The sequence below is a fragment of the Variovorax ureilyticus genome (assembly GCF_037889935.1).
GTDB classification, from domain to species: Bacteria; Pseudomonadota; Gammaproteobacteria; order Burkholderiales; family Burkholderiaceae_C; genus Variovorax; species Variovorax ureilyticus.
The window spans coordinates 180,101-204,568 of sequence record NZ_JBBKZU010000008.1; the positions used below are offsets into that span (position 1 = coordinate 180,101).

Here is a 24,468-nt window from a genome sequence, read left to right on the forward strand (position 1 = left end):
AATGTATCTTCTCCATCGTCTGGCGGCCCAGCAACTGCCCATTGCGGTCACGGGCGGCGAGCATGTCGACGCTGTCCGGGTGTTGAGCCTGGCCGGCCACATCAAGGCATCGATCCCGAAGCCGGTGCGCACCCTCGACGGCTTCGAGCAGCCCGCGGCGACCGTTTCCGAGATCACCTCGCTCGGGCGCAGCATGCTCAAGCGCTTCCCGCTCAAGTAACCGGCAGTCGGCCGCGCCCCGGAAGGGGCGTGTTTTCCCTGAGATGGGGCGTACATATCGACGTCAAATGTCCTATTGACGGGACAAAAGAACGGCGCAACCATCGGACCCCATGTCCCAGATGCCGCTGCCGAAGTACCACCAGATCTATCTGTTGCTGTGCGAGCAGTTGGCCGAAGGCCGCTTCGATGGCGGTCTGCCCGGCGAGTTCGCGCTGATGGAGGAGTTCGGCGTGGCGCGCGTCACGGTGCGACGCGCGCTGGAGAAGATGGCGGCCGAAGGGCTGATCTCGCGCGAGCCGGGCCGTGGCACGCGCCCCATCGGAAGGCCGCCCGTCGTCGACGAGCCGGTCGGCCGCGACGTGCAGCGCGCCAACCTCGGCGGCCTGCTCGAGAACCTCGTCAGCATGGGCCTGCGCACCTCGGTCAAGGTGATCGACGTGCAGACCGTCACAGCGTCGGCCAGCGTCGCCGCGGCGCTGCAACTCAAGCCCGGCGATGCGGTGCAGAAGGCGGTGCGCGTGCGTTCCACGCGCGAGGGGCCGCTCTCGCACATCACGACCTACGTGCCGGCCGAGGTCGCGCGCCGCTTCGGCCGCCGCGAACTCGCGCGCAAGCCGATCCTCGTGCTGCTCGAAGAAGCTGGCGTGCAGGTCGGCCGAGCGCACCAGACCATCACCGCCAAGCTCGCCGACGCAGCGCTCGCGCAGCACCTCGACGTCTCCGTCGGCTCGGCGCTGCTGGCGGTGCGGCGCCTGGTCTACGACATCGACGAAAGGCCGGTGCAGTGGCTGCACGGTCTGTACCGGCCCGACCGCTACACCTACGAGATGCAGTTGTCCCGCGTGGGCGGCATCGACGCCAAGGTGTGGGTCAGCAAGGAACTGTCGGCGCAGTTCACCTGAGCCGGCGCGTTCAACGATTCACCCCAACCAGTTTCATCACGATCCACCACGAGGAGTCCCCATGGAAAACCGCCGTCGCTTCCTGTCGCAGACCGCCGCCCTCGGCACGTCGCTCGCCTTTCCGCTGATCGGGGGCGCGCAGCCCAAGCCGGTGCGGGTCGGCGTGCTGCATCCCGTGACCGGGGCGCTCGCCTATTCGGGGCAGCAATGCCGGCTCGGCGCGCAGATGGCGATCGACGACATCAACCAGGCCGGCGGCATCAAGGCGCTGGGCGGCGCGAAGATCGAGGCGATGCTGGGCGACGCGCAGTCCCAGCCGCAGGCCGGCGCGGCCGAGGTCGAGAAGATGAACGAGGCGGGCGTCTCGGCCATCGTCGGCGCGTTCGCCTCGGCGATCTGCCTGGCCACCACGCAGGCGGCCGCCAAGTACAACCTGCCGCATGTGGTCGACGTCGGCGTGGCCGACCAGATCGTCGAGCGCGGCCTGAAGAACACCTTCCGCTTCGGCCCGGGCTACAAGAAGTCCACCGAAGTGGCGATGGCGAACCTGCTGGTGCTCAACAAGGCGGCGGGCAGCCCGGCCAAGACCGTGATGATCATCCACGAGGAGTCGCTCTTCGGCACCGGCACCGCGCAACTGTTGTCGCGCGAACTCCCGGGCTACGGCTTCGAGGTCAAGGAAGTGGTGAAGCACGCGAACCCCACGCGCGACTTCAACAACATCGTGCTGCGCATGAAGTCGGTCAACCCGGACATCGTGATTCCGGCCAACTACTACAACGAGTACGCGCTGCTGGTGCGCACGATGCAGCAGCAGAAGGTGCAGCCGAAGGCGATCTTTTCGGTGCTCGGCGGCGCGGCGTCGAGCTACAAGTTCGTCAAGGAGTTCCCGGACGCGGCCAACGGCATCATCGACTGCAACCACTGGTTCAATCCGAAGGACAAGCGCTCGCAGGAGCTGCGCAAGCGGGTCGAGGCCAAGGGACAGTTCTTCAGCTACGAGGTCTTCATGACCTACACCTCGATGATGCTGCTGGCCGATGCGCTGGAGCGCGCCAAATCGAGCGATCGCGCCGCGATCATCGATGCGCTGGAGAAGAGCACTTTCTCGAATCACATCATGCCGTACGGCCCGACGAAGTTCGTCAATGGCCAGAACGAGGGCGCGCAACCGCTGATGACGCAGGTCGTGAAGAACGACATCAAGGTCATCATTCCGCGCGACTACCGCGAGGTGGAGCCGGTCTTTCCGCTCCGCGCAGCCTGAGGCCGGAAGCAGGATGTTCGATTTCGGCATTCTCTTTCCGTCGGTCCTGAACGGACTGACGACCGGTGCGGTCTATGCACTGATCGCGCTGGGGCTCACGCTGATCTACGGCGTCCTGCACATCATCAACTTCGCGCACGGCGCCTGCCTCATGCTGGCGCTGTACGCGGTGTACTTCCTCAAGGAACGGCTGGGCATCGACCCGTACCTCGCGCTGCCGATCGTGGTGCCGGGGATGTTCGCGCTCGGCTACGGCCTGCAGCGCATCGTCATCAACCGTGCAGGCCACGGCAAGGACGAGAACATCCTGCTCGCTACGCTCGGCATCGCGATCGTGATGGAGAACCTCGCGCTGCTGTTCTTCAAGTCCGACACGCGCAACATCGACACCGCCTATTCATTGAGCACCGTCGCCATCGGCCCCGCGATGATCGCGGTGCCCAAGCTGGTCGCCTTCGCGGGCGCGCTGGTGGTGTCGGCGGCGCTCTTCTGGATCATGGGACGCACCGACCTCGGCCGTGCGATCCGCGCGGTCGCCAAGGAGAAGGAGGGCGCGAAGCTCATGGGCATCGACGTCGATCATGTCTACGCGATGAGCTTCGGCATCGGGCTCGCGTGCCTCGGCGCGGCGGCGTGTTTCCTGCTGCCGGCGTATTACGTGAATCCGCAGGTGGGCGGCGGCTTCGTGCTCGTGGCCTTCACCATCGTGGTGCTGGGCGGCATGGGCAGCTTCGTCGGCGCGCTGGTCGGCGGCTTTCTCGTGGGCGTGGTCGAGTCGCTCGGCGGGCTCTACCTCGGAGAATCGCTGGGGCAGATCGGCATCTTCGCGATCTTCATCGGCGTGGTGCTGTTCCGGCCCGAGGGCATGTTCGGAGCGCGGGCATGAGCGCGGGTTCGAACATATCGAACGCCGGACTGCGGCACCTGGGCGGCATCGCGGTCTTTGCGGTCGCAGTCGCCTGCCTGCCGCTCGTGACCTCGTCCGGCGTGGCGCTCAACTTCGCGATGATGGCGCTCTACGCGACGCTGATCGCGCAGGCCTGGAACATCCTCGGCGGCTTCGGCGGGCAGTTCTCCTTCGGGCATGCGCTCTTCTTCGGCACCGGCGCCTACATCCAGGCGATCGCGCAGCTCCAGGGTGGGATCAATGCGTGGGTCGCGCTGCCGATGTCGGTGACGGGCAGTGCGCTCGTGGGGCTCTTCGTCGGCGCGCTGACGTTCCGCTACGGGCTCAAGGGTTCGTATTTCGCGCTGGTCACGCTGGCCTTTGCGGAGGTGTTCCGCATCGTTGCGCTGTCGGTGAACTTCACTGGTGGCGGCGTGGGGCTGATGGTGCCGCTGCGCGAGTCGGCGGCCAATCTGCAGTTCGCTTCGCGCGCCGGCTACCTGTGGGTGGTGCTGGCCTTCGTCATCGCAGCGCTGCTGGTCACATGGTGGCTGCGCAACGGGCGCTTCGGTGCCTACCTCCAGGCGGTGCGCGACAACGAGGATGCGGCCCGTGCGGTCGGCGTCGATCCGTTCCGCATCAAGCTCGTGGCGATCGCCATCTCGGGGGCCTTCATGGGCGCAGCGGGGGCGTTCTACGTGCAGGTGTTCCAGTACATCGATCCGGGCATCGCCTACGGGTCGACCACCTCGGTGGAAGCGCTGGTGGCGGCCATCGTCGGCGGCATGGGCACGCTGTGGGGGCCGGTGCTCGGCGCGGCTGCGCTGCATGTGCTGTCCGACTTCACGCGCAACCTGTTCGGCGAGCTGCCGGGCATCAACATGGTGATCTACGGCGTGGTGCTGGTGCTGATCGTGATCTTCCTGCCACGTGGCATCGCGGGCATCGGGCTGTCGGTGCGGCAGCTCTGGGCGGGGAAGGGGGGCCGTCATGGCTGAGCCTCTTCTGGTGCTCGACGGCATCTCGCGCTCCTTCGGTGGGCTGAGGGCGGTGCAGAACGTGAGCCTCTCGGTGCGCGAAGGCAGCCTGAGCGCGCTGATCGGTCCAAACGGCGCGGGCAAGACCACGCTGTTCGCGCTGATGTCGGGCTTTCTCAAGCCGGACTCCGGCACCGTGCGCTTCGCCGGGCAGGACATCACCGGGCGCGAGCCGCATCGCAATGCGCTGCTGGGCATGACGCGCACCTTCCAGATCGTGAAGCCCTTCGCGGCGCAGACGGTGCGCGAGAACATCGCGGTCGGTGCGCACCTGCATGTGCGCGGTCGCGGCGAAGCCTTGCGGCGCGCCGAGGACGTCGCGGCGCGCGTGGGCCTTGCGCCGCAACTCGACAAGCCGGCGTCGGACCTCACGGTGGCCGGACGCAAGCGACTCGAACTCGCACGCGCCCTCGCGACGCAGCCGCGTCTGCTGCTGCTCGACGAAGTGCTGGCCGGGCTCAACCCGCAGGAGATCGCCGAGATGATGCCGGTGGTGCGCGGTATCGCCGACGGCGGCGTGACCGTGCTGATGATCGAACACGTGATGCAGGCGGTGATGAACCTCGCCGAGCATGTCTGGGTGCTGGCGCAGGGCCAGTTGATCGCGGAGGGAAGCCCAGCGCAGGTGACCTCGAACGACAAGGTGGTCGAGGCCTACCTGGGCCATGGCACGGCGGCGCGTCTGCGCAAGGCCGCAGCGACTGCACCGCAGGAGGCCGCGGCATGACGACGTTGCTCGACATCCGGAACCTTCGCGGCGGGTACGGCCGCGTGGAAGTGCTGCGCGGCGTGGACCTGCGCGTGAACGCGGGCGAGATGGTCGCGCTGCTCGGCAGCAACGGCGCGGGCAAGTCGACGCTGAACAAGATGATCTGCGGCCTGTGCCCCGCATGGGATGGCACCGTCCATTTCGACGGCCAGGACCTGAGCGGCGCGCACTACCGCGAGGTGGTGAAGGCCGGGCTCATCCAGGTGCCCGAAGGGCGCAAGGTGTTCCCCAACCTCAGCGTGCTGGAGAACCTCGAACTCGGTTCCTTCACCCGGGCGCGCGAGCGTCGCGCCAGCAATCTCGAGAAGGTGTTCGGCATCTTCCCGCGCCTGAAGGAACGCATCGGCCAGCCGGCCGGCACCATGAGCGGCGGCGAGCAGCAGATGCTCGCCATCGGCCGCGGGCTGATGGCGGAGCCGGTGCTGCTGATCCTCGACGAGCCTTCGCTGGGCCTGTCGCCGCTGCTGGTCGAGGAAATGTTCTCGCTCATCCGCCAGCTTCGCGAGGATGGCCTCGCGGTGTTGCTGGTCGAGCAGAACGTCGGCCAGTCGCTGGAGATCGCGGACCGGGCCTACGTGCTCGAAAACGGAAGCGTCCGCTTCTCGGGGCTGCCGAAGGAACTGCTGGGCAGCGACGAACTTCGCCGCGCGTACCTGGGCCTTTGACGGCCGTCCGCATCGCGCATTCATCGAACGAGAGACAACATGAAACGTCGAAACATCCTCATTTCTTCCGCCGCGCTCGCGCTGGCCGCGGGTGCCCGCGCGCAGGTCGGCGGTGTACCGGTGCGCATCCTCGTGGGAGCGCCCGCCGGTGGTTCCACCGACACGCTGGCGCGGACGCTCGCCGCCAGCATGGGCCCTGCGCTCGGAAGGACGGTGATCGTGGAAAACCGCCCCGGCGCCGGCGGCAACATCGCGGCCGAGCTCGTCGCCAAGGCGCCGCCGGATGGCAACACGCTCCTCATGAGCTTCACCAGCCATGCGATCAACGCGACGCTCTATCCCTCGCTGCCTTTCGATCCGGTCAAGGACTTCACGCCCCTCACGCTGGTGGCGTCTGCGCCGTCGATCCTGGTCGCGCATCCCTCGCTGCCGGCCAACAATGTGAAGGAGCTGATCGCGCTCGCGAAGGCCAAGCCGGGGCAGCTCAACTTCGCGATCGGCTCGGTCGGCTCGTCGCTGCACATGGCGGGCGAGGCCTTCAAGATGCAGTCGGGGGTGGACATCGTGAACATTCCGTACAAGGGCACGGCGCCGGCGGTGCAGGACGTGCTGGCAGGGCAGGTGCAGCTGATGTTCGCGGCGGTGGGCAATGCGCAGGCCCATATCCAGGCAGGGAAGCTCAAGGCTCTGGGCGTGACCACGGCCAAGCGGCTGCCGCAGTTCCCGGACGTGATGGCGATCGCCGAGGTGCTGCCGGGCTACGAGTCGAGCGCATGGTTCGGTCTCTTCGGGCCGGGTCGCATGCAGCCCGACGTGGCGCGCAAGATCAGTGACGCGGCGCGCAAGGCGATCGCCACGCCCGAGATGCAGAAGCGCCTCGAAAGCGAAGGCGCGATCCCTGTCGGCAATTCGCCCGAGCAGTTCGCGCCCTTCGTACAGAGCGAGATCAAGCGCTGGGCCAAGGTCGTGAAGTTCTCCGGAGCCAAGCCGGAATGAGCGCCGCGCCGGGCCGCCCCAAGCAAGCTCGTGCCCCCTCGGGGGGCCGCGAGGACACGCTAGTGCCGAGCAAGGGGGCTATATGAGCGCCATGGCCCCCGCGCAGACCTTGGCGCAGAAGCTGATCGCCCGCGCGAGCGGGCGCGAAAGCGTGGCCGTCGGCGAGATCGTCACCTGCGCGGTCGATCTCGCGATGTTCCACGACTCCTCCGGCCCGCGCCGGCTCCAGCCGATGCTGGAAGAACTCGGTGCCGAGATCTGGGACCGCTCGCGCGTGGTTCTGGTGATGGACCACTACGTGCCCGAGCGCGACGACGACTCGCGCCGCATCGTGCGCATCGCGCGCGAGTGGGCGCGCGACCAGCAGTTGCCGCACGTTTACGACAGCCAGGGCATCTGCCATGTGGTGGTGCCGCAGCACGGGCACATCCGCCCCGGAATGATGTGCGTGGGCGGCGATTCGCATTCGCCGACCGGCGGCGCGTTCGGCGCCTACATGTTCGGCGTGGGCAGCACCGAGATGCTCGGGGTGGTGGTCACTGGCGAGATCTGGCTGCGCGTGCCCGAGACCATCCAGATGTGGTGGGACGGCGCCTTGCCCAAGGGCGTGACCGCCAAGGACATGATGCTGCACATGATCGGCCGCTTCGGCATGAACGGCGGCCGCTACCAGGCCGTGGAGTTCTGCGGTCCGGCGGTGACCGCGCTGTCGATGCAGGAGCGAATGACTCTGTCGAACATGAGCGCCGAGCTCGGCGCGCAGGCCGGCCTGATCGCGCCCGATGCGACGACCGCCGCCTTCCTCGCCGGCGCGGGCGTGCCGCATGTCGACACCCGGCCGTGGTTCACCGACGAGGACGCCGAGTACACGCGCCATCGCTTCAACGCGAGCACGCTGGAGCCGCACATCGCCGCGCCGCACAGCCCGGCCAATTCGCACGGGGTGAGCCGCTTTGCCGGCATGCCGATCGACATCGCCTACATCGGCGCCTGCACCGGCGCCAAGCTGGACGATCTGCGCGCCGCGGCGCAGGTGCTGCGCGGGCGCAAGGTCGCGAAGGGGGTGCGGTTGATGGTGGCGCCCGCTAGCGTGCGCGACCAGAAGCTCGCGGAGGAAGAGGGCGTGCTGCAGGCGCTGACCGATGCGGGCGCGGAGCTCTTCCCGACCGCCTGCGGCGCATGCTCCGGCTATGGCGACCCGATGGGCGATGACGTGACCGTCATCTCCACCACCGCGCGCAACTTCAAGGGCCGCATGGGCTCGCCGACCGCGCAGGTGTATCTGGGTTCGCCCTATACGGTCGCTGCCGCCGCATTGCGCGGCAGCGTTGCGGATCCGCGAGAGGTGCTCGCATGAGCCACCGCCCGGCCGCTCCGAAGGGGGCTCGCACCGCAGTGCGCAGCACGGAGGTTACCCAATGAGCGCGCAGACTCAGCATCGTGTGTGGCGCCTGGGCCCCGACATCGACACCGACGCGCTCGCGCCCGGCCATGCGATGAAGCACGGCATCGACACCATTGCACAGCACTGCCTCGAAGCCATCCGCCCCGAGTTCGCGCGCGAGGTGCGCCCGGGCGACGTGATCGTGGCCGGGCCGAACTTCGGCATCGGCTCGTCGCGCGAGCAGGCGGCCGCCGTGCTGGTGAAGCTCGGCGTCTCTGCCGTGATCGCGCCAGCCTACAGCGGGCTCTTCTTCCGCAACGCGTTCAACCTCGGCTTGCTGCTCCTGACCTGCCCACAGGCCGAGGTGCTGCACGAAGGCGACCGCATCGAGATCGACGCCGCCGCGCCCGCGGTGATCGCACCGGAAGGCACGCGGCTCGCTTGCGAGCCGGTGCCTTCGTTCCTCATGGACATGGTCCGCGCCGGCGGACTGTTGAATCAGCTACGCCAGCGCGCTGGCAAGAAAGCAAGTCATGCCTGATCCTTCCCGCACCCCTGCGATCGACCCCGTCACGCTGGCCGTGCTTCGCGGCCGGCTCGAACAGGTGGCCGACGAAATGGACGCGACGCTCTACCGCAGCGCGTTCAACCCCATCATTGCCGAGGCGCACGACGCCTGCCATGGCCTCTATGACGCCGCCACCGGCGATACGCTGGTGCAGGGCAAGTCGGGCCTGCCGGTGTTCGTCGGCGCCATGGCCTTCGCGGTGCGCGCGACCGCCAAGGCGGCCGAGTCGCGCAGCGGGATGCAGGACGGCGACATCTGGATCAGCAACGACGCCTACGACGGCGGCACGCATGCGAACGACTTCAAGCTGGTGCGGCCCTTCTTCCGCAACGGCAAGCTCTATTGCCACATGGCTTCGGCGGCGCACTGGCACGATGTCGGCGGCGCGGTGCCCGGCAACTACAACCCGGCCGCGACCGAGTGCTGGCAGGAGGCGGTGCAGATCCCGCCAGTGCGCATCGTGCGTGATGGCGTGCTCGACCGCGACGTACTCGCGATCCTGCAAGCCAACACGCGGCTGCCCGACAGCCTCTGGGGCGATCTCAACGGCCAGCTCGCTGCGCTGGAACTCGGCGCGAAGCGGCTTCACGGCCTGCTCGACGAATACGGGGATGACCTCGTGCTGCAGGCACTGAGCGAACTGCGCAGCCGGGCGCTGCGGCTGATGCGTTCGCACATCGCGTCGCTGCCGGACGGGCGCTACAGCTTCGAGGACGTGCTGGACAACGACGGCATCAGCCCCGAGCCGCTCACCATCGCGCTGGACATGACCGTTTCGGGCGATCGCCTGCTGCTCGACTTCTCGCGCACTTCGCCGCAGTGCGCGGGCCCGGTGAACATCTCGCGCGCGACCGCGATCGCGGCCTGCTACGTGGCGCTCAAGCACCTGTTCCCCGATGTGCCCGCGAATGCCGGCGTGCTCGACGCGGTCGACTTCGTGCTGCCGGACCGGCTCGTCATCAGCGCGGAACGCCCGAGACCGGTCGGCGGCTACACCGAGACCATCCTGCGCATGATCGACGTGATCTTCAGCGCCGCCGCGAAGGCCGATCCGAAGCGTGCGGTGGCGCAGGCCTACGGCACGATCAATGCGCTGTCGATCGCCGGCCTGCGCAGCGACGCGGGCCGCGAGGGCCAGCGCTGGGTGATGTTCAGCTTTTTCGGTGGCGGGCATGGCGGTCATTCGGGCGGCGATGGCCTTTCGCACGGCAACGCGCCGATCTCGACCGCGACGATTCCGCCGCTGGAAATTCTCGAAGCGGCCTATCCGGTGCGCTTCACCGAATGGTCGCTGCGCGCGGATTCGGGCGGCGAAGGCCAGCATCGCGGCGGCCTCGGCGCGGTCTACGAAATCGAACTGCTGGAGAAGGACGCCGAGGTGTTCGTCTTCGGCGAACGCGGCACCTCGCCGCCCAAGGGCATCGCCGGCGGCGGCGCCGGCGCGCTCAACGTCTTCCGCTACGAGAACGACGGCGCGTGGCACGTGCCGCCGATGGTCTCGAAGATGCGCGGCATCCGCCTCGTGCGCGGCGAGCGCGTGCGTCTCGAAACCCCCGGCGGCGGCGGGTGGGGGAGCGCCGCCGAACGACAGCCCGAACTGCGCGAGCGCGACCGGGAAATGGGCTACGTGACCACCGGCGCTGATGCCGGCAGGAAAGCATCCGAATGACTTCGAAACAGCAATCTCTCGTCGTCGGCGTGGACGTCGGCGGCACCTTCACCGACCTTTTCGTGCTCGACGAGGCGAGCGGCACCGCGCGCATCGTCAAGGTGCCTTCCACGCGCGGCGAAGAGGCGCGCGGCTTCATGAACGGCGTGGCGCGCGTGGCCGATTCGGCCGCGGCGATCGCGACCATCGTGCACGGCACCACGGTCGGCACCAATGCCTTGCTCGAACGCAAGGTGGCGCGCACCGGGATCATCACCACGCGCGGCTTTCGCGATGTGCTGGAGATGCGCCGGCGCGATCGCCCGCAGACCTGGGGCCTGCGCGGCAGCTTCACGCCGGTGGTGCCGCGCGATCTGCGGCGCGAAGTCGATGAGCGCGTGCTCGCCGACGGCACGCTGCACACGCCGGTCGACCTCGACCAGGTGCGCGCCGAGGCGCGTGCGCTGCTCGACGCGGGCTGCGAGGCGGTGTGCGTGTTCTTCATCAACACCTACGCGAACCCGGAGAACGAACGGCGCGCGGTTGCCGCAGTGCGCCAGATTTGGCCCAACGCGCACGTCACCTCGGCGAGCGAGGTGCTGCCGGAGATCCGCGAGTTCGAGCGCTGCTCGACCGCGACGCTCAATGCCTCGTTGCAGCCGGTGGTCGGCGGCTATCTGTCGCGCCTCGAATCCGACCTGCGCGCGCAGGGCTTCGGCGGCGAGCTGCTGGTGGTGCAGAGCAACGGCGGCGTGATGTCGCGGCAGACCGCGAGCGATCTGCCGGTGCGTACCGCGCTCTCCGGTCCCGCGGCGGGCGTGATCGCCTGCGCGGCCATCGCGCGAGCGGCGGGCTATCCCAACGCGATCACCGGCGACATGGGCGGCACGTCCTTCGATGTGTCGCTGGTGGCCGATGGCGAAGCGGCGCTCGCGGCGCAGACCGCGATCGAGTTCGGCATGGTGATCCGCTCGCCGATGATCCAGATCGAGACCATCGGGGCCGGCGGCGGCTCCATCGCGTCCGTGGATGCGAGCGGGATGCTTCAGGTGGGCCCCGAATCGGCGGGCAGCATCCCCGGTCCGGCGTGCTATGGGCGCGGCAACATGCGGCCGACGGTGACCGATGCCAACGTGCTGCTGGGCCGCATCGCCGCGGACCGGCCCCTGGGCGGCGGGCTGCTGGCGGCGCTCGACGCCGAAAAATCGCAGCAGGCGATCGAAGAGCACGTCGCGCGGCCGCTCGGCCTCGACGTGCATGCGGCGGCGGAGGCGATCCTCACCGTGGCGAATGCACGCATGGCGGGCGCGATCCGGCTCGTGTCGATCGAGCGCGGCCACGATCCGCGCCGCTTCGCCTACATGCCTTTCGGCGGCGGCGGCGCGCTGCATGTGTGCGCGATGATGCGCGAGGTCGGCGTGGGCACGGGCATCGTGCCCCGCTACCCGGGCGTCACGTCCGCGCTGGGCTGCGTGATCGCGGACATGCGGCACGACGCGGTGCAGACCATCAACCGTCCGCTCACCGAAGTCGACGTGGCCGACCTGCAGCGGCGCATCGACGAACTGGCCGACGCATGTCAGCGCCGCCTCGATTCGGCGGGCGTGCGCTTCGAGGCGGTGCGCGAGGTGATCGCGCTCGACATGCTCTACGCGGGGCAGACGCACACCTTGCCGGTCGAACTGTCGGACGCGCGCAGCAAGCCCCTGACGGTCGATTCGATCCGTGCGGCCTTCGAGGCGGCCTACGCCACGGCCTTCGGGCGCGTGCTCGACGGCATTCCGATCCGCTTGATGAACCTGCGCTACGCCCGCATCGGGGTGAGGCCCAAGTTCGATCTGGCCGTGCTCGCGCCCGAAGGCACCGGCAGCATCGCGCCGCTCGGCACGCAGCGCGTGTTCCATGAAGGACAGTGGCATGACGCGGTGCGCTACGCGCGGCTCGAACTGCCGGTCGGCACGCGCATCGACGGACCGGCGATCCTCGAGCAGCCGGACACCACCGTGTGGCTCGAACCCGGCTTTCATGCCGAGGTCGATGCGCACGGCAACCTGCTGGTGAGGCCGTCATGAGCGCGGGCGCACCTATCGTCGCGGCGAAGACCGCGCTGGTCATCATCGACCTGCAGAACGATTTCCTCGATCCGAAGGGTGCATATGCGCGCGGCGGCGACAGCAATCCGCCTGCGCTGCTGCTGCCCGCGCGCGTGGCGGAAGTCGCGCGCTCTCTCAAGGCAAGGGGCGGGATGGTGGTCGCGAGCCAGTTCACGCTGTGGCCCGATGCATCAGGCGAGCCGATGATCTCGCCGCATCTCAAGGCCCTGCGTCCGTATCTGAAGAGGGGCCATTTCGCGCCCGGAAGCTGGGGGCAGGCGAATGTCGATGCGCTTGCCGGGCTGGTCGACGTCGCAGTCTGCAAGGTCGCCTATTCGGCCTTCTTCAACACGCAGCTCGACTGGGTTCTGCGTCGCGCCGGCATCGATTCGGTCGCGGTCTGCGGCATCGTGACGAACGGCGGGGTGGCCAGCACGGTGCGCGATGCGCACATGCGCGACTACCGTACCCTGGTGCTGTCCGACGGCTGTGCGGCCTTCGGCGAAGAGCGGCACCAGACCTCGCTGGCCGACATGCGCAACGTGGCCGAGGTCACGGACTGCGCGGCCTTCATTCGGTCGCTGGGCTGATGATGGCTGACGGACCCACGCGCCGCATCCGGCGTGCGCCATCCATCGATGCCGATGCGCAGGTGCCGGTCGCGATCGTCGGCGGCGGCGCCTGCGGACTCACCGCTGCGCTGATGCTGGCCGATGCGGGCGTCGAATGCGTCGTGCTCGAACGCGATGCGGTCCCCAGCGGATCGACGGCGCTGTCTTCGGGATTCATTCCCGCGCCCGGCACGCGCGTGCAGCGCGCACACGGCGTGACCGGCGACAGCCCGGAGCGCTTCGCGGCCGACATCCAGGCGAAGGCGCATGGGCGCGCCTCGCCGGTGCGGGTCGAGGCCTATTCGAAGGCGGTCGGCCCGGCGCTCGATGCGCTCCAGGCGCGGCACGGGCTCGACTGGATCCTGCTCGACGGCTTTCTCTATCCCGGCCACAGCGTGCATCGCATGCACGCCTTGCCGCAGAAGACGGGCGCCGCATTGATGGCGCGCCTGCAGTCGGCGGCCGAAGCGGCGGGCGTCCCCGTGCTGACGCAGGCGGTGGTCGATACGCTGGTGGTGAATGCAGAGGACCGCGTGATCGGCATCGAGTACCAGCGGCCGGACGGCCAGCGCGAGACGCTGGGCTGCGAAGTGCTGCTCTTGGCCTGCAACGGCTTCGGCGGCAATGCGTCGATGGTGCGCGAGCTGCTGCCCGAGATGGCCGAGGCCACCTTCGGCGGCCATGTGGGCAACGACGGCAGCGCGATCCTCTGGGGTGAAACGCTCGGCGCGCGGCTGCGCGATCTCGGCGGCTACCAGGGGCACGGCTCGTGGGTGACGCCGCAGGGCGCGCTGATGTCGTGGGCGGTGATCATGGAAGGCGGCGTGCAGATCAATCGCGAAGGCCGGCGCTTCCACGACGAGGCGCAAGGCTATTCCGAAGCCGCGGTGCATGTGCTCGCGCAGCCGGGCGGCATCGCGTGGAATGTGTTCGACGCGCCATTGCTCGAACTCGCGCGCGGATTCCCCGACTTCTGCGATGCGGAGGCCGCCGGTGCCTTGCGGCGCTGCGAGACGCTCACCGACCTGGCGGGCTGCATCGGGTGCGACGAGGCGGTGCTTGCGCGCACGCTGTCTGCGTTGCGCGAGAAGCAGCCGCAATCCGACGGCCGCGTGTTCTCGCGCGGTCTGGAAGCGCCGTACTTCGCGGTGAAGGTGACCGGCGCGCTGTTCCACACCCAGGGCGGGCTCGACACGGACGACGACATGCGCGTGCTGAATGCGGACGGCAAGCCCTTCGCGAACCTGCTTGCTGCCGGCGGCGCGGCAGGCGGCGTTTCGGGCGATGCGGTGTGGGGCTATCTCTCCGGCAACGGATTGCTGAGCGCGGTGGCCGGTGGCTACATCGCGGCACGGACGGCTGTGGCGCTCGTGACTTCAAGGGAGCAAATGAAATGACCGACAACACGTTCAAGGCGCGCCTGGCGTCGAAAGGCATCGTTCTCGCGCCCGGCGTCTATGACGCGCTCAGCGCGCTCGTCGCCGAGCAGGCGGGGTTCGAGGCGCTCTACCTCTCCGGCGCGTCGATCGCCTACACGCGGCTGGGGCGATCGGACATCGGCCTGACCACCTTCACCGAAGTCGCCGACACGCTCGCGCGCATCACCGAGCGCGTGAACCTGCCGGTGATCGTCGATGCGGACACGGGCTTCGGCAATGCACTCAACACCCAGCGCACCGTGCGCGGCTTCGAGCGGGCCGGTGCGGCGATGGTGCAGATCGAGGACCAGACCTTCCCCAAGCGCTGCGGGCATCTCGACGGCAAGGCGGTGGTGCCGAAACGCGAGATGGTCGGCAAGCTCAAGGCGGCGCTGGATGCGCGTGCGTCGAGCGACACGCTGATCCTCGCGCGCACCGACGCGGTCGCGGTCGAGGGGCTCGACGCCGCGCTCGATCGCGCGGAGGCCTATCTCGAAGCCGGGGTGGATGCGCTCTTCATCGAGGCGCTGCGTTCGCCCGAGCAGATGGATGCCGCCTGCCGCCGTTTCGCGCATCGCATTCCGCTGCTGGCCAACATGGTGGAAGGCGGCAAGACGCCGATCCAGGACGCCGATGCCTTGCAGGCACATGGCTTTCGCATCGCGATCTTCCCCGGCGGCACCGCGCGGGCGGTGGTGCACACGCTGCAGGGCTACTACGGCAGCCTGCACGCGCATCGCACCACGCAGCCCTGGCGTTCGCAGATGCTGGACTTCGATGCTCTCAATGAAGTCATCGGGACGCCGGACCTCATGCGCACCGGCCGACAATACGAATAGCCGCGCACCCAAACCCAGGAATCCCGCGGAACCGGCTTCGCCGGGCCGCTGGGATTGCCCCCGGAGAGGGGGTGTCCGAGCCACACGAAGTGGGCGAGGCTGGGGGTGAACCAAGTGATCCCGCGGAACCGGCTTCGCCGGGCCGCTGGGATTGCCCCCGAAGAGGGGGTGTCAGAGCCACACGAAGTGGGCGAGGCTGGGGGTGAACTCAGTCACGCGCAGCGCGCGTACACCAGTGCGAGGTAGTCCGTGTGCTTGCGCAGTGCCTCGAGCTGCTGGAGTGTCGTGCCGGTCATGCGGTCGTCCGGGTCGAACTTCAGGCTGCCGTCCGCGAGCAGGACGAAATGCGTCGTGCCGCGGGGCAGGCCGGGCCGGCTTCCCACGTTGACATAGCCGCAGCCGGCGCCGGTGGAGCGGTTGTACTTGACGCCCGAGAAGGTCGCGAATCCGTCGGGGAGTTGCTTTCGCACGCTGGTTTCGACCTTCCACACCGGAAAGTAGAACCACCACACGCCAAGGCAGCCAGCGAAAAGCGCGATCCCGACCAGGGCCGATACAAGCACTCTCATGTTTCGCTCCTTTCCCCCAGGAGTGAAACATTCTAGTAAAAAAGAAAACTTTTGTTTAACTTTTTCGCCGAGTGAGGCGCCGTTCAGCGGACGGTCGACATGACGGTCGCGCGGCACCTGCGCTGCTCGCTCGGCGCCAGCAGCACGCAGTTGTTGAGAGCGCGTTGCTGCATGTCGCTCAGGCGTGGGCGGGATTCGCCCTGACCGTAATAGCCGGGGGCGGGGCCATAGTAGGCGGGCGGCGGTGGCCGGTAGTAGGCCGGAGGAGCCGGATAGTAGACCGGGGGTGGCGGCTGGTAGTAAGCCGGCGGCGCGGGCTGGTAGTAGGCCGGCGGCGGGACCACATAGGCGGGCGCCGGCTCGTAGTACACCGGGCCGCCGACGCCGACCGACACATTCACCTCCGCGTGCGCGGATACGGCGGCCGAGAGGGCCGTTGCTGTCACAGCCGCGGCAAACGCCAGTCTGGCGAGCGCAGAGCCAACAAAACTCACTGGAATTCTCCGATGGGGGCGAATTTGCCCATTCAGGTTGAAACGCTGCGGACCAGCGCCCGGTGGACAGATCCAACAATCTGTGACGTCTCGGGCATCCGCGCTGAGGTGCTTGCATTGTCCCCGACCAGGGCGCACGCGCCGGCAGCGCGTGCAACAGGACCACCGGGGTCGCGGCTGCGAGGCGTGCCGCGGGGAGCAGGGCGATGATCGCGAGCCACCGCTTGTCCTTCCGCGTGCGCGTGCGACGCATGCTCGATCACCTGCTGGCAGACGCGCGTGCCCAGCCGTGAAGGCACAAAAAAAAACAGCCCGCACGAGGCGGGCTGTTCGGTCAGTCAGAAGAACGAAGCGGAGCTCAGGGCACGTTCGCCGAGTTCATCTGGAAGGGCTTGCCAGGCAGCGCCATTGCACCGCCGTACTCGGCCTGGGCACCGTTGATCGCGTTGATCGGGCAGCCGGTGGGCCACGGGCAGAGTCCGCCATCATTGAAGGTCACCTGGCCGTAGCGGTAGTTGCGTACCGCCTTGCCGGTGTAGTCGAGCGCGCTCAGCACGAAGCCCTGGTTGGCGAAGTTGTCCGAGTCCTCGACCGCGATCAGGTCCTTCATCTCGTTGTGCTGGATCGTGCGCACGATGCTGCCGCTGTTGCCGTTGGAAGCGAAGCGCACCCAGTTGATCTTGTTGTCGCCGCGGGAGGCCACGATCACCTGCTTGTTGCTCGCATCGAAGCTGGTGTTCGTCGGTTCGCCTCGGGAGACACCCAGCGACGTCGGATTGCGGCCGATGCCGGTCACGGTGCCCACCTCGGCGATGTTGCTCGCCGGCGGGTTGGCCGTCATGTTGTAGCCGTCACCCGGCGCGAAGCCATCCAGGCTGTAGATGTGCAGCGTGCCGTCCTGCGTCGCGATCCATGCCCGCGTCGCGAACTTCTCGGCCATCGTCGTCTTCACCGCGGTCGGACGCGCACCCAGCGACACCGTCTTGACCACCGTCGGCTTCTGCGAGGCCTGCACGTCGAAGGTGAACGGCCACTGGTTGGCCGCCTGGCCGAAGTTGGTCGTCTGGCTCACGTTCGAGCTGAAGTACATGCCGTTGAAGTAGCTGAACAGCGGCTTCAGGTCGATGAACGCGGCCTTCTGCTCCGACTTGGAGATCACCACCGCCACGCCGCCCTTGGCGTAGTTGTAGTAGAGGGAGCCGCCAGGGGCGAACTTCTGCCAGTTGGTCGCGGTCGTCAGGGGCGAGTTGTCCAGGCCGACGAACTGACCGACCTGCGAGCCGGTCTGGTAGAGCGTCTTGTACTGGTCCATGCCCGTCGTGACGGCGATCTCGGTCGGCGCGTTGATGCCGGGCAGGTCGATGTAGCCCAGGATCTTCATGAACGCGGTGTTGCCCATGTTCGCCAGACCCGGGTAGACGCCCATCCACTCCTGCCACCAGTTGTACCACTTGGCATAGCCGATGCCGTTGGTCGTGTGGTCCGCGGTGCCGTTGTACGGATCGCAGCCGTCGCACAGGCCGGCCATGGCGATGACCGCGACCTGACCCTTGAGGGCCTGCGTGTCCCACACCGTGACCAGGGCGAACTCGCTGTTGTTCGTCATGGCGATGGACGTCGGCACCTTGTTGGCGGGCAGCTGGACGGTGGTCCGGTTGCGCGCGGTGTTGCTGCCGACTGTGCCGATGACGCCGTTCTGGAACGCGACCAGTCCTTCGGCGCAGAACGCGGTGCCGGCGCAGCGGGCGGTGGCGATCGGGTTGTTGCTCACGATGCCCTGCTCGCGATAGCCCATCACGTTGACGCTGTCGATACCGCCGCCGGCGACGGCTGCACGCGTCCAGCTCAGCTGCGGGAGCTGGGCGAACACGCCATACATGTAGTTCGAGATCTGGATGTCGGACACGCCCACCCGCTGTGTCGGATCGTCCGCCACGAAGGTGATCGAACCCTGGTTCGAGGAGTACGAGCCGGCACCGCTGGAGGTCTGGCCGATCTGCCACCAGAACGGGTAGTCCGGTGCGGGAGAGGTGAGCTTGGTGTCCCCGCGCTTGTACAGCGCGACGCCTGCGTTGGCCGAGCCTGAAGAAATCGCATCGGGGCCGTAGCGGTAGGCGATGCCGGCATCCTTGCTCAACTGCGCCGCCATGGCGGTGTACTGCGCCGGAATGATGTTCAGGGCGCTGTCAACGATGTCGCCGGAGACCGCTGGCGCGGGAGCCGGAGCAGGCGCCGGAGCCGGAGCAGGCGCGGGAGCCGGGGCAGGCGCCGGAGCCGGGGCAGGAGCCGGGGCCGGGGCAGGAGCCGGGGCCGGGGCCGGAGCCGGAGCCGGAGCCGGAGCCGGAGCCGGGGCAGGAGCCGGGGCCGGAGCAGGGGCAGGGGCAGGGGCAGGGGCAGGGGCAGGGGCAGGGGCAGGAGCCGGCGGCCACCAACGGCGCAGCTTCTCCGAATCCGCTTGATCCTTGGTCGTGCCGGAATCGCCGGCAACTGTGCTCGACGTGCCGCTATCTGCGACGGTCGTGGCGCTTCCATTCACCGCGGAGGAGGCTACCGCCGCGGTGCCCGCGCCGCTCGCTGCAAGCGCACCCATGTCGCCGCTGCTTCCTCCACCCCCACATCCTGCAATCGTCCCTGCTGCAATAAGCAGCAAAAGAGAACTTTTCTCCATAGTTTTCACAAAAAAGGCCTCGAGATTAAGAAAAGATAGGTTTGTACGTGGGACCCTTCCTACCCCGCAAGCATTCTTGCAAATCCTTTCGATATGTTTTTTTGTTCTGGGGGGTGAAGTTACAACAGTAGTGCTCAGTGACGACTGTGCAGTTAACTTCCTTCTTATTTGCAAAATCTGCGTGTAACAGTAGGCAAGCAGAATCGATCCGCTTTCATCATGCGGGATGTAAAAATTGATGAATTTTCAGTACGTCATCGACCTACATTCGCTCGGCGTCGAGCGCCACGTCGACCTGTAATTCGCCGGCCTAAATTGAGGCGGGAATCCTTGTGGGTTCGCCGTTCAAAAGGAGCCGATGAAATGTCGAGTAGGGATTGCTTCCGAATGCCGCCGCTTCTGCGAATTACGGTGCTCACGGCGTGCTTGCTGGGCGCGGCGGCATGCACCGAACGGACCGCCGACGAGTCCACGAAGCGGCAGGTCGACGCTGCGGTGGACCAGACCGGCAAGGCCGCAGCCGCAGCCGCCAACAAGGCTGCGGAAATGGCCGAAACCGCCCGCGACAAGACGAAAGCCTTCGTGACTTCGCCCGAGGTGAAGCAGGACGCGATCGCCGCGAAGGAGGCGATCAAGGGTCTGGGCGCGGCCACCATCGCGACCACCGACGACGCCAGCGTGACGCTGGCCGTGTCTGCGGCCTTGGCGCGCGATCCGGATCTGAGCGTCTCGCGCATCGACGTCGAGACGCGAAACGGCGCGGTGCGGCTCTCCGGGCCAGCGCCGAGCGAGGAAGCCAAGGCTCGGGCCGGCGAGATCACCAGGTCGGTGAAGGGCGTGGTCTCGGTCGACAACGCCTTGGAGGTGAAGTCCGCTGGTTAACCCTGACTGACAAGTGTGCAAATGGATGAATTTCAGCCAATCGACCTGTTCTGAAATCAGGCGAAGGGCGGAGTTCTCCAATGGAAGGCCACGACACCCGGGCACCCGCGGCGATGGCACGGAGTGTGCAGGTTTCGGGCATTGCTACTGGAGACACGACATGGACCATCGCCACGATCCCGTCGCAGCCGCGCCGGCTGCGCACCCGGTTCTGGACGCCGACATCGCCATCCTCGATCTGTCGCTGCGCACGACCAACGTGCTGCGGCTGAACCAGCTCCACACGGTCCGCGACCTGACGCGGGTGCCGGCGCGCAAACTCTTCGTGCTGTCGAGGCTGGGGCGGAATTCGCTCAGGGAGATCGTCGAGAGCGTCAACCGGCAAGGACTTCAGCTGGCGGAATGAGGTTCACCGGCCCTGATTGATACGGCGCAATCCCTGCTCCGTGAGGAAGGTGCCTCCCTGCCGGTCGGAGGTCACCAGCCCGTTCGAGCGCAGTCGCTCAGACACCTTGATCGCGTCAGTTGGCAACTTCTGGGTGTGCGCTTCATACAGCGCGTGTAGCGTATTCCATTGCTCATCATTGAGCCGAATCTTCTTGACCACGGCATCCCCACTTTCCTGTGGGGAGTTTGAAACAGCCTGTTGGTTTACACCTCCCCAAAAGGGCTCTTGCCAACCGAGGCGGTTCGAGTTAGGGAAAACGATGAATCGAAGGGCCCGCGCACCGTCATGGCGGGGACGCGGCGGCCTGTGTCTTGCTGGTAAAACGGCTGGCGATCATGTCCATTTCTTCGAATCTCCCTTCGGCGCCTGTCCGTCCCGTCCGTACGGCCGCCACTCTGATCGTCCTGCGTGACGGTACGGCCGGCCTGGAGGTGCTGATGCTGCGGCGCGCCGAGAGAGAGGCCGACCAGAACAGCGGCGCCGCCGTGTTCCCCGGTGGAACGGTCGATACCGGCGACCGCGCGCTCCATGGGCTCTGCAGCGGCGTGGACGATGTCGCCGCCAGCCTTCGGCTCGCGCTCCCGGCGAACGGCCTCGACTTCTACGCCGCGGCGGTGCGGGAATGCTTCGAGGAGGCCGGGCTGCTCTTCGCCACCGGCACCGACGGCGGGCTTGTCTCGCTCGACGCCCTGCCGCCCGCGGAAGTCGACGGGCTGCGTGCCTTGGTGGAAGAGGGCGGCGACGCCATGTTGCGCCTGTGCGAGCGCCACGGCTGGCGCCTGGCCGTCGACCAGTTGGTGTACTTCAGCCATTGGCTGACCCCGCCGGGCATGCCGCGCCGCTTCGACACGCGTTTCTTCGTGGCGCTGGCGCCGCCTGCGCAGAGCGCCCGGCCCGACGGGCGCGAGACGGTCGAGCACCTCTGGCTGCGGCCTGCCGACGCGCTGGACGCGGCGCGCGGGCTGCGTCTGATGAATGTGCAGCGGCGCATCCTGGAGCAACTCGCGACCTTCGACTCGGCGCTGGATTGCATGGCGCACGCGCGCGGGTTGAACGAGGTGAGCCTCGTGATGCCGCGCCTGGCCGAAGGGCCTGCTGGCCGCAGGCCGGTGAATCCCGGCGAGCCTGCCTACGAGGAAATTTCCCTGATCGATCCCGACGGGCAGTGCCACGGGCGCTACGAGCTCACCCCGGGCCTCGCGATGCGGCTGTCGGCCCACGTCGTGCGGGTGACGGCGCAAACCGGCGACTTGCTGCTGAACAGCTATTTCGTCGGCGGTGAAGGCGGCGAGTGGGCGCTGATCGACGCGGGTAGCGGCGACGAGGCGCATGCGGCGACGTTGTCGGCCTGCGCGCCCGGCCCGGTGCGGTGGACGCTCGCGTTGCGTGGCCCGGCGCCCTCTGTCGGGGACCGGCTCGCGATCGGCGGATGCACGCTGCGGGTGCTGCGCGCGGCCGACGCGCCGGAAGCGGTGGCCTGCCTGTTGCTGGAGGAGGAAAAGCTGCTTTTTTTCCGCGAAGCGGATCAGCTCTCTGCGCTGGGGCCCGAAGGCGTGGAGTGGCTGGCGCCGGCCAGCGGCTTCCTCAGGCGCGCCTGAGCCTCGGCCAGGTCGCGCGCGAAGCCGGGGCGTTCCTCGAGGTCGCGGGCCAGCACGCCGCATTCGAGAAGTGAAATGTCGGGATCGCCTTGCAGGATGCGGACATCCAGCAGGCATCTGCGAAGCAGGGCCATGATCGGTGAAGAGAAAAGGCCTCCCTGGGGAGGCCGATCCCGCGATTCTCGATTTGCACGGCACCGGGAGTTTTCGCGAGGCGAGGATGGGGCGTCAATGAAAACGAAACAATCGCGCCCTAAAGCAGGTGCTCCGGCACCAAGGGGCCGACCAGGTCCTTGTACAGGCGCTGGAACCAGGTGGATTCGGGCTCGGTGCGCAGGATGACTTCCTTTTCGCCGTCCACCGCCAGCCATTCGAGACTGCCGTCCCCGGCAAGCCGCAGCCGGTAGGCGCTTTCGAGGCGGCTGATCTTGATGATGCGCAGCATCTCGCGGGCGAGCTGCGGGCTGTCGACCATGATGCCGAGCTCGGTGTTCTGCGTCGCCGAGCGCGGATCGAGGTTGACCGAGCCGATGAACATCCGCCGCTGGTCGACCACCGCGGTCTTCGCATGCAGCCGGCCCAGCGAATTGCCGAACATGCCCAGCCGCCCGCTGCGGGTGCGCGCGGGGCTGAGCTCGTACAGGTCGACGCCTTCCTTCAACAGCCGCTCGCGATAGCGCGCGTAGCCGCTGTGCACCAGCGGCTCGTCGTTGGCCGCGAGCGAGTTGGTGACCAGCGTGACGTTCACGCCGCGCTGGCGCAGCTCTGCGATCGCACTCATGCCCCGGTCGCCCGGCACGAGGTAGGGCGTGGTAAGGACGATCTCGCTTTCGGCCTCGAGCAGCCTCATCCAGAAGCGGCTCGTGACGCTCGCCGCGTAGGCGCCGTCGGCCGACATGAAGCGCAGCTTGGCGGGCGGGTCGGCCACTGCATTGGCGCGGCCCCAGAGCAGGCCGAGCCTGCCGGCATCGAGTTCTTCCCCGATGGGACCGTAGCCGAGCACGTCGCTCGGCGGCAGCGAGAGCTTGCGCGCGCGCGACTCCATGTCGACTTCCCGCGTGAACCGTGCGACCTGCTGCTCGCGGTCCCGGTCCGGCTGCACCACGGCCGTGACCGGATAGACCTCCTCGCTGTTCCAGTACTCGTCGAAGATGCCGGAAAGCTGATCGACCACCTTGCCGACCACCAGCGCGTCCATGTCGACGAAGTTCTGCGCGGTGTTGAGCGTGAAGTACTCGTCGGCGATGTTGCGCCCGCCCGCGACCGCCATCACGCCGTCGGCGATGAACAGCTTGTTGTGCATGCGGTGGTTGAGCCGCTCGAGGTCGAAGGCCGATGCTGCGAAGCGCCCCGGCAGGCTGCCGCGCGCACAGCAGAAGGGATTGAAGAGCCGCACCTCGGCGTTGGGGATGTTGTTGAGCGCCAGCAGCAGGTGCCCGGTGTTCGCCGTGTACAGGTCGTCGACCAGCAGCCTGACGCGCACGCCCCGTTCTGCCGCCTGCTTCAGGGCCCGCAGCAGCAGCCAGCCGGCGCCGTCGTTCGCGATCACGTAGTACTGCACGTCGAGCGTTCGTTGCGCGCGCTCCGCCAGATCGATGCGCGCCTGCAGCGAATACTCGCCCAGCGGCATGAGGCGAAAGCCCGAGTGTTCGCCCGGCGGCGTCGAGGCGGCGACGATCTTCGCCAGGGGTGCCTGCGGATCGACGGGCGGCGCGGTGGTGGGCGCCATCTGCTTCATGGCGGGAAGGCTGCCGCAACCCGCGAGCAAGACCGCGAGGAGCAGCAGGGCGGCGCGTAGGACCGGGCCCGCCGCGAACGCCTGGAATACGATGCGCCTCATCGATTCGACGGGAACGAGAACATGAAGACTATTGCAGGCAAGGCAGCAGTGGCGTCGGCGGTCATGGCGTTGGTTCTGGGTGCGGCCGCACCGGCCGGCGCGGCACTCGACGTGGGACAGCGCGCGCCGGCCTTCAGTGCGCCGGCCGCATTGGGCGGCAAGCCCTTCACCTATTCACTTTCCACCGCGCTGGCCCGCGGGCCGGTCGTAGTGTATTTTTTCCCGGCGGCCTTCACCCAGGGCTGTTCGATCGAGGCCCATGCCTTCGCGGAGGCGATCGACCAGTTCGCCGCGCTGGGCGCGACGGTGATTGGCGTGTCGACCGATGACATCGACACCCTGGCGAAGTTCTCCAGCCAGGCCTGCCAGGGCAAGTTCCCCGTGGCGTCCGATGCGGACAAGACGATCAGCAAGTCCTTCGACGCGATCATGCAGACGCGGCCGGACTACGCGACCCGTGTGTCCTACGTGATCGCGCCTGACGGCACGGTGGCCGCGCAGTACCAGAGCCTCAACCCCGAGAAGCACGTCGAGAAGATGCTCGACGGGGTCCGGGCACTGCCGCGCCGCGCCGCCGCGAGGTAGGCGCCACGAGGCGCTGTACAGGCGCAGGCGTTGCCGCTACGCTCGCGGCCATTCGCCAGCATTGGCCGGAGGAGAGCGC

The 24,468-nt window shown here is 67.8% G+C and carries 24 protein-coding genes; 19 read left to right on the forward strand and 5 right to left on the reverse strand.

Annotation, left to right across the window (positions count from 1 at the left end; translation table 11 throughout):
- The first annotated feature begins 1 nt into the window (after window position 1).
- From WKW77_RS19630 to WKW77_RS19700, 15 genes are all read left to right on the forward strand, one after another.
- Window positions 2-220, forward strand: coding sequence for a hypothetical protein (locus WKW77_RS19630; RefSeq protein WP_340358545.1), 219 nt, complete (start codon window positions 2-4; stop codon window positions 218-220).
- Between the two features lie 112 nt (window positions 221-332).
- Window positions 333-1,124 carry a GntR family transcriptional regulator gene (locus WKW77_RS19635; protein WP_340358546.1) on the forward strand — a complete coding sequence of 264 codons (792 nt, stop codon included), beginning with the start codon at window positions 333-335 and terminating at the stop codon, window positions 1,122-1,124.
- A gap of 61 nt (window positions 1,125-1,185) precedes the next feature.
- Window positions 1,186-2,391: an ABC transporter substrate-binding protein gene (locus WKW77_RS19640; RefSeq protein ID WP_340358547.1), complete on the forward strand. Its 1,206-nt coding sequence runs from the start codon at window positions 1,186-1,188 to the stop codon at window positions 2,389-2,391.
- A 13-nt stretch (window positions 2,392-2,404) separates the two neighbouring features.
- Window positions 2,405-3,277 carry a branched-chain amino acid ABC transporter permease gene (locus WKW77_RS19645; RefSeq protein WP_340358548.1) on the forward strand — a complete coding sequence of 291 codons (873 nt, stop codon included), beginning with the start codon at window positions 2,405-2,407 and terminating at the stop codon, window positions 3,275-3,277.
- Complete coding sequence (locus WKW77_RS19650; protein ID WP_340358549.1) at window positions 3,274-4,275, forward strand: branched-chain amino acid ABC transporter permease; 1,002 nt, start codon at window positions 3,274-3,276, stop codon at window positions 4,273-4,275. Before WKW77_RS19645 ends, WKW77_RS19650 begins: the two co-directional genes overlap by 4 nt.
- Complete coding sequence (locus WKW77_RS19655; RefSeq protein WP_340358550.1) at window positions 4,268-5,041, forward strand: ABC transporter ATP-binding protein; 774 nt, start codon at window positions 4,268-4,270, stop codon at window positions 5,039-5,041. The genes WKW77_RS19650 and WKW77_RS19655 overlap by 8 nt, the downstream gene beginning before the upstream one ends.
- Window positions 5,038-5,748: an ABC transporter ATP-binding protein gene (locus WKW77_RS19660; RefSeq protein ID WP_340358551.1), complete on the forward strand. Its 711-nt coding sequence runs from the start codon at window positions 5,038-5,040 to the stop codon at window positions 5,746-5,748. Before WKW77_RS19655 ends, WKW77_RS19660 begins: the two co-directional genes overlap by 4 nt.
- 39 nt (window positions 5,749-5,787) lie before the next feature.
- Window positions 5,788-6,744 (forward strand): tripartite tricarboxylate transporter substrate binding protein, encoded by a 957-nt coding sequence (locus WKW77_RS19665; RefSeq protein ID WP_340358552.1) that lies wholly within the window; start codon window positions 5,788-5,790, stop codon window positions 6,742-6,744.
- Between the two features lie 82 nt (window positions 6,745-6,826).
- Window positions 6,827-8,101, forward strand: a complete 1,275-nt coding sequence (locus tag WKW77_RS19670; RefSeq protein WP_340358553.1) for a 3-isopropylmalate dehydratase large subunit — start codon at window positions 6,827-6,829, stop codon at window positions 8,099-8,101.
- A gap of 61 nt (window positions 8,102-8,162) precedes the next feature.
- Window positions 8,163-8,669 carry a LeuD/DmdB family oxidoreductase small subunit gene (locus tag WKW77_RS19675; RefSeq protein ID WP_340358554.1) on the forward strand — a complete coding sequence of 169 codons (507 nt, stop codon included), beginning with the start codon at window positions 8,163-8,165 and terminating at the stop codon, window positions 8,667-8,669.
- Complete coding sequence (locus WKW77_RS19680; RefSeq protein WP_340358555.1) at window positions 8,662-10,365, forward strand: hydantoinase B/oxoprolinase family protein; 1,704 nt, start codon at window positions 8,662-8,664, stop codon at window positions 10,363-10,365. Before WKW77_RS19675 ends, WKW77_RS19680 begins: the two co-directional genes overlap by 8 nt.
- Entirely contained in the window at window positions 10,362-12,416 is a 2,055-nt protein-coding gene (locus WKW77_RS19685) for a hydantoinase/oxoprolinase family protein (RefSeq protein ID WP_340358556.1), read from the forward strand. The genes WKW77_RS19680 and WKW77_RS19685 overlap by 4 nt, the downstream gene beginning before the upstream one ends.
- A complete protein-coding gene (locus WKW77_RS19690) occupies window positions 12,413-13,027 on the forward strand; it encodes a cysteine hydrolase family protein (protein ID WP_340358557.1) in 615 nt (204 codons plus the stop codon). Before WKW77_RS19685 ends, WKW77_RS19690 begins: the two co-directional genes overlap by 4 nt.
- Before the next feature lie 2 nt (window positions 13,028-13,029).
- Window positions 13,030-14,445 (forward strand): FAD-dependent oxidoreductase, encoded by a 1,416-nt coding sequence (locus WKW77_RS19695; RefSeq protein ID WP_340358558.1) that lies wholly within the window; start codon window positions 13,030-13,032, stop codon window positions 14,443-14,445.
- The gene (locus WKW77_RS19700) at window positions 14,442-15,305 is read left to right on the forward strand and encodes an isocitrate lyase/PEP mutase family protein (protein WP_340358559.1); all 864 of its coding nucleotides are present in this window, start codon (window positions 14,442-14,444) and stop codon (window positions 15,303-15,305) included. The genes WKW77_RS19695 and WKW77_RS19700 overlap by 4 nt, the downstream gene beginning before the upstream one ends.
- Before the next feature lie 212 nt (window positions 15,306-15,517).
- Here the strand turns inward: WKW77_RS19700 and WKW77_RS19705 are convergent, their stop codons facing one another.
- The 3 genes from WKW77_RS19705 to WKW77_RS19715 all read right to left on the reverse strand — a co-directional run bounded on the left by WKW77_RS19705 (window position 15,518) and on the right by WKW77_RS19715 (window position 18,517).
- The gene (locus WKW77_RS19705; RefSeq protein WP_340358560.1) at window positions 15,518-15,874 is read right to left on the reverse strand and encodes a hypothetical protein; all 357 of its coding nucleotides are present in this window, start codon (window positions 15,872-15,874) and stop codon (window positions 15,518-15,520) included.
- A gap of 83 nt (window positions 15,875-15,957) precedes the next feature.
- Window positions 15,958-16,368, reverse strand: coding sequence for a hypothetical protein (locus WKW77_RS19710; protein ID WP_340358561.1), 411 nt, complete (start codon window positions 16,366-16,368; stop codon window positions 15,958-15,960).
- Between the two features lie 358 nt (window positions 16,369-16,726).
- Window positions 16,727-18,517: a hypothetical protein gene (locus WKW77_RS19715; RefSeq protein ID WP_340358562.1), complete on the reverse strand. Its 1,791-nt coding sequence runs from the start codon at window positions 18,515-18,517 to the stop codon at window positions 16,727-16,729.
- A gap of 906 nt (window positions 18,518-19,423) precedes the next feature.
- On the opposite strand from WKW77_RS19715, the gene WKW77_RS19720 reads away from it, so the two are divergent.
- Both WKW77_RS19720 and WKW77_RS19725 read left to right on the forward strand, forming a co-directional pair.
- Entirely contained in the window at window positions 19,424-19,918 is a 495-nt protein-coding gene (locus WKW77_RS19720) for a BON domain-containing protein (RefSeq protein WP_340358563.1), read from the forward strand.
- Between the two features lie 160 nt (window positions 19,919-20,078).
- Window positions 20,079-20,324 (forward strand): DNA-directed RNA polymerase subunit alpha C-terminal domain-containing protein, encoded by a 246-nt coding sequence (locus tag WKW77_RS19725; RefSeq protein ID WP_340358564.1) that lies wholly within the window; start codon window positions 20,079-20,081, stop codon window positions 20,322-20,324.
- Between the two features lie 3 nt (window positions 20,325-20,327).
- Here WKW77_RS19725 and WKW77_RS19730 read toward each other — a convergent pair whose 3' ends face one another.
- Window positions 20,328-20,525, reverse strand: a complete 198-nt coding sequence (locus WKW77_RS19730; protein WP_340358565.1) for a helix-turn-helix domain-containing protein — start codon at window positions 20,523-20,525, stop codon at window positions 20,328-20,330.
- 152 nt (window positions 20,526-20,677) lie between these two features.
- Here WKW77_RS19730 and WKW77_RS19735 point away from each other — a divergent pair, with 152 nt between their 5' ends.
- Window positions 20,678-21,964 carry an NUDIX hydrolase gene (locus WKW77_RS19735; protein ID WP_340358566.1) on the forward strand — a complete coding sequence of 429 codons (1,287 nt, stop codon included), beginning with the start codon at window positions 20,678-20,680 and terminating at the stop codon, window positions 21,962-21,964.
- A gap of 253 nt (window positions 21,965-22,217) precedes the next feature.
- Here WKW77_RS19735 and WKW77_RS19740 read toward each other — a convergent pair whose 3' ends face one another.
- A complete protein-coding gene (locus WKW77_RS19740) occupies window positions 22,218-23,804 on the reverse strand; it encodes a phospholipase D family protein (RefSeq protein ID WP_340358567.1) in 1,587 nt (528 codons plus the stop codon).
- A gap of 21 nt (window positions 23,805-23,825) precedes the next feature.
- On the opposite strand from WKW77_RS19740, the gene WKW77_RS19745 reads away from it, so the two are divergent.
- Window positions 23,826-24,389, forward strand: coding sequence for a peroxiredoxin (locus tag WKW77_RS19745; protein ID WP_340358568.1), 564 nt, complete (start codon window positions 23,826-23,828; stop codon window positions 24,387-24,389).
- Window positions 24,390-24,468 lie beyond the last annotated feature (79 nt).

Coding starts and splice junctions, on each gene's coding strand:
- WKW77_RS19630 (WP_340358545.1), top strand. CDS start 2: ATGTATCTTCTCCATCGTCTGGCGGCCCAGCAACTGCCCATTGCGGTC.
- WKW77_RS19635 (WP_340358546.1), top strand. CDS start 333: ATGTCCCAGATGCCGCTGCCGAAGTACCACCAGATCTATCTGTTGCTG.
- WKW77_RS19640 (WP_340358547.1), top strand. CDS start 1,186: ATGGAAAACCGCCGTCGCTTCCTGTCGCAGACCGCCGCCCTCGGCACG.
- WKW77_RS19645 (WP_340358548.1), top strand. CDS start 2,405: ATGTTCGATTTCGGCATTCTCTTTCCGTCGGTCCTGAACGGACTGACG.
- WKW77_RS19650 (WP_340358549.1), top strand. CDS start 3,274: ATGAGCGCGGGTTCGAACATATCGAACGCCGGACTGCGGCACCTGGGC.
- WKW77_RS19655 (WP_340358550.1), top strand. CDS start 4,268: ATGGCTGAGCCTCTTCTGGTGCTCGACGGCATCTCGCGCTCCTTCGGT.
- WKW77_RS19660 (WP_340358551.1), top strand. CDS start 5,038: ATGACGACGTTGCTCGACATCCGGAACCTTCGCGGCGGGTACGGCCGC.
- WKW77_RS19665 (WP_340358552.1), top strand. CDS start 5,788: ATGAAACGTCGAAACATCCTCATTTCTTCCGCCGCGCTCGCGCTGGCC.
- WKW77_RS19670 (WP_340358553.1), top strand. CDS start 6,827: ATGAGCGCCATGGCCCCCGCGCAGACCTTGGCGCAGAAGCTGATCGCC.
- WKW77_RS19675 (WP_340358554.1), top strand. CDS start 8,163: ATGAGCGCGCAGACTCAGCATCGTGTGTGGCGCCTGGGCCCCGACATC.
- WKW77_RS19680 (WP_340358555.1), top strand. CDS start 8,662: ATGCCTGATCCTTCCCGCACCCCTGCGATCGACCCCGTCACGCTGGCC.
- WKW77_RS19685 (WP_340358556.1), top strand. CDS start 10,362: ATGACTTCGAAACAGCAATCTCTCGTCGTCGGCGTGGACGTCGGCGGC.
- WKW77_RS19690 (WP_340358557.1), top strand. CDS start 12,413: ATGAGCGCGGGCGCACCTATCGTCGCGGCGAAGACCGCGCTGGTCATC.
- WKW77_RS19695 (WP_340358558.1), top strand. CDS start 13,030: ATGGCTGACGGACCCACGCGCCGCATCCGGCGTGCGCCATCCATCGAT.
- WKW77_RS19700 (WP_340358559.1), top strand. CDS start 14,442: ATGACCGACAACACGTTCAAGGCGCGCCTGGCGTCGAAAGGCATCGTT.
- WKW77_RS19705 (WP_340358560.1), bottom strand. CDS start 15,874: ATGAGAGTGCTTGTATCGGCCCTGGTCGGGATCGCGCTTTTCGCTGGC.
- WKW77_RS19715 (WP_340358562.1), bottom strand. CDS start 18,517: ATGGCGGCGCAGTTGAGCAAGGATGCCGGCATCGCCTACCGCTACGGC.
- WKW77_RS19720 (WP_340358563.1), top strand. CDS start 19,424: ATGCCGCCGCTTCTGCGAATTACGGTGCTCACGGCGTGCTTGCTGGGC.
- WKW77_RS19725 (WP_340358564.1), top strand. CDS start 20,079: ATGGACCATCGCCACGATCCCGTCGCAGCCGCGCCGGCTGCGCACCCG.
- WKW77_RS19740 (WP_340358567.1), bottom strand. CDS start 23,804: ATGAGGCGCATCGTATTCCAGGCGTTCGCGGCGGGCCCGGTCCTACGC.
- WKW77_RS19745 (WP_340358568.1), top strand. CDS start 23,826: ATGAAGACTATTGCAGGCAAGGCAGCAGTGGCGTCGGCGGTCATGGCG.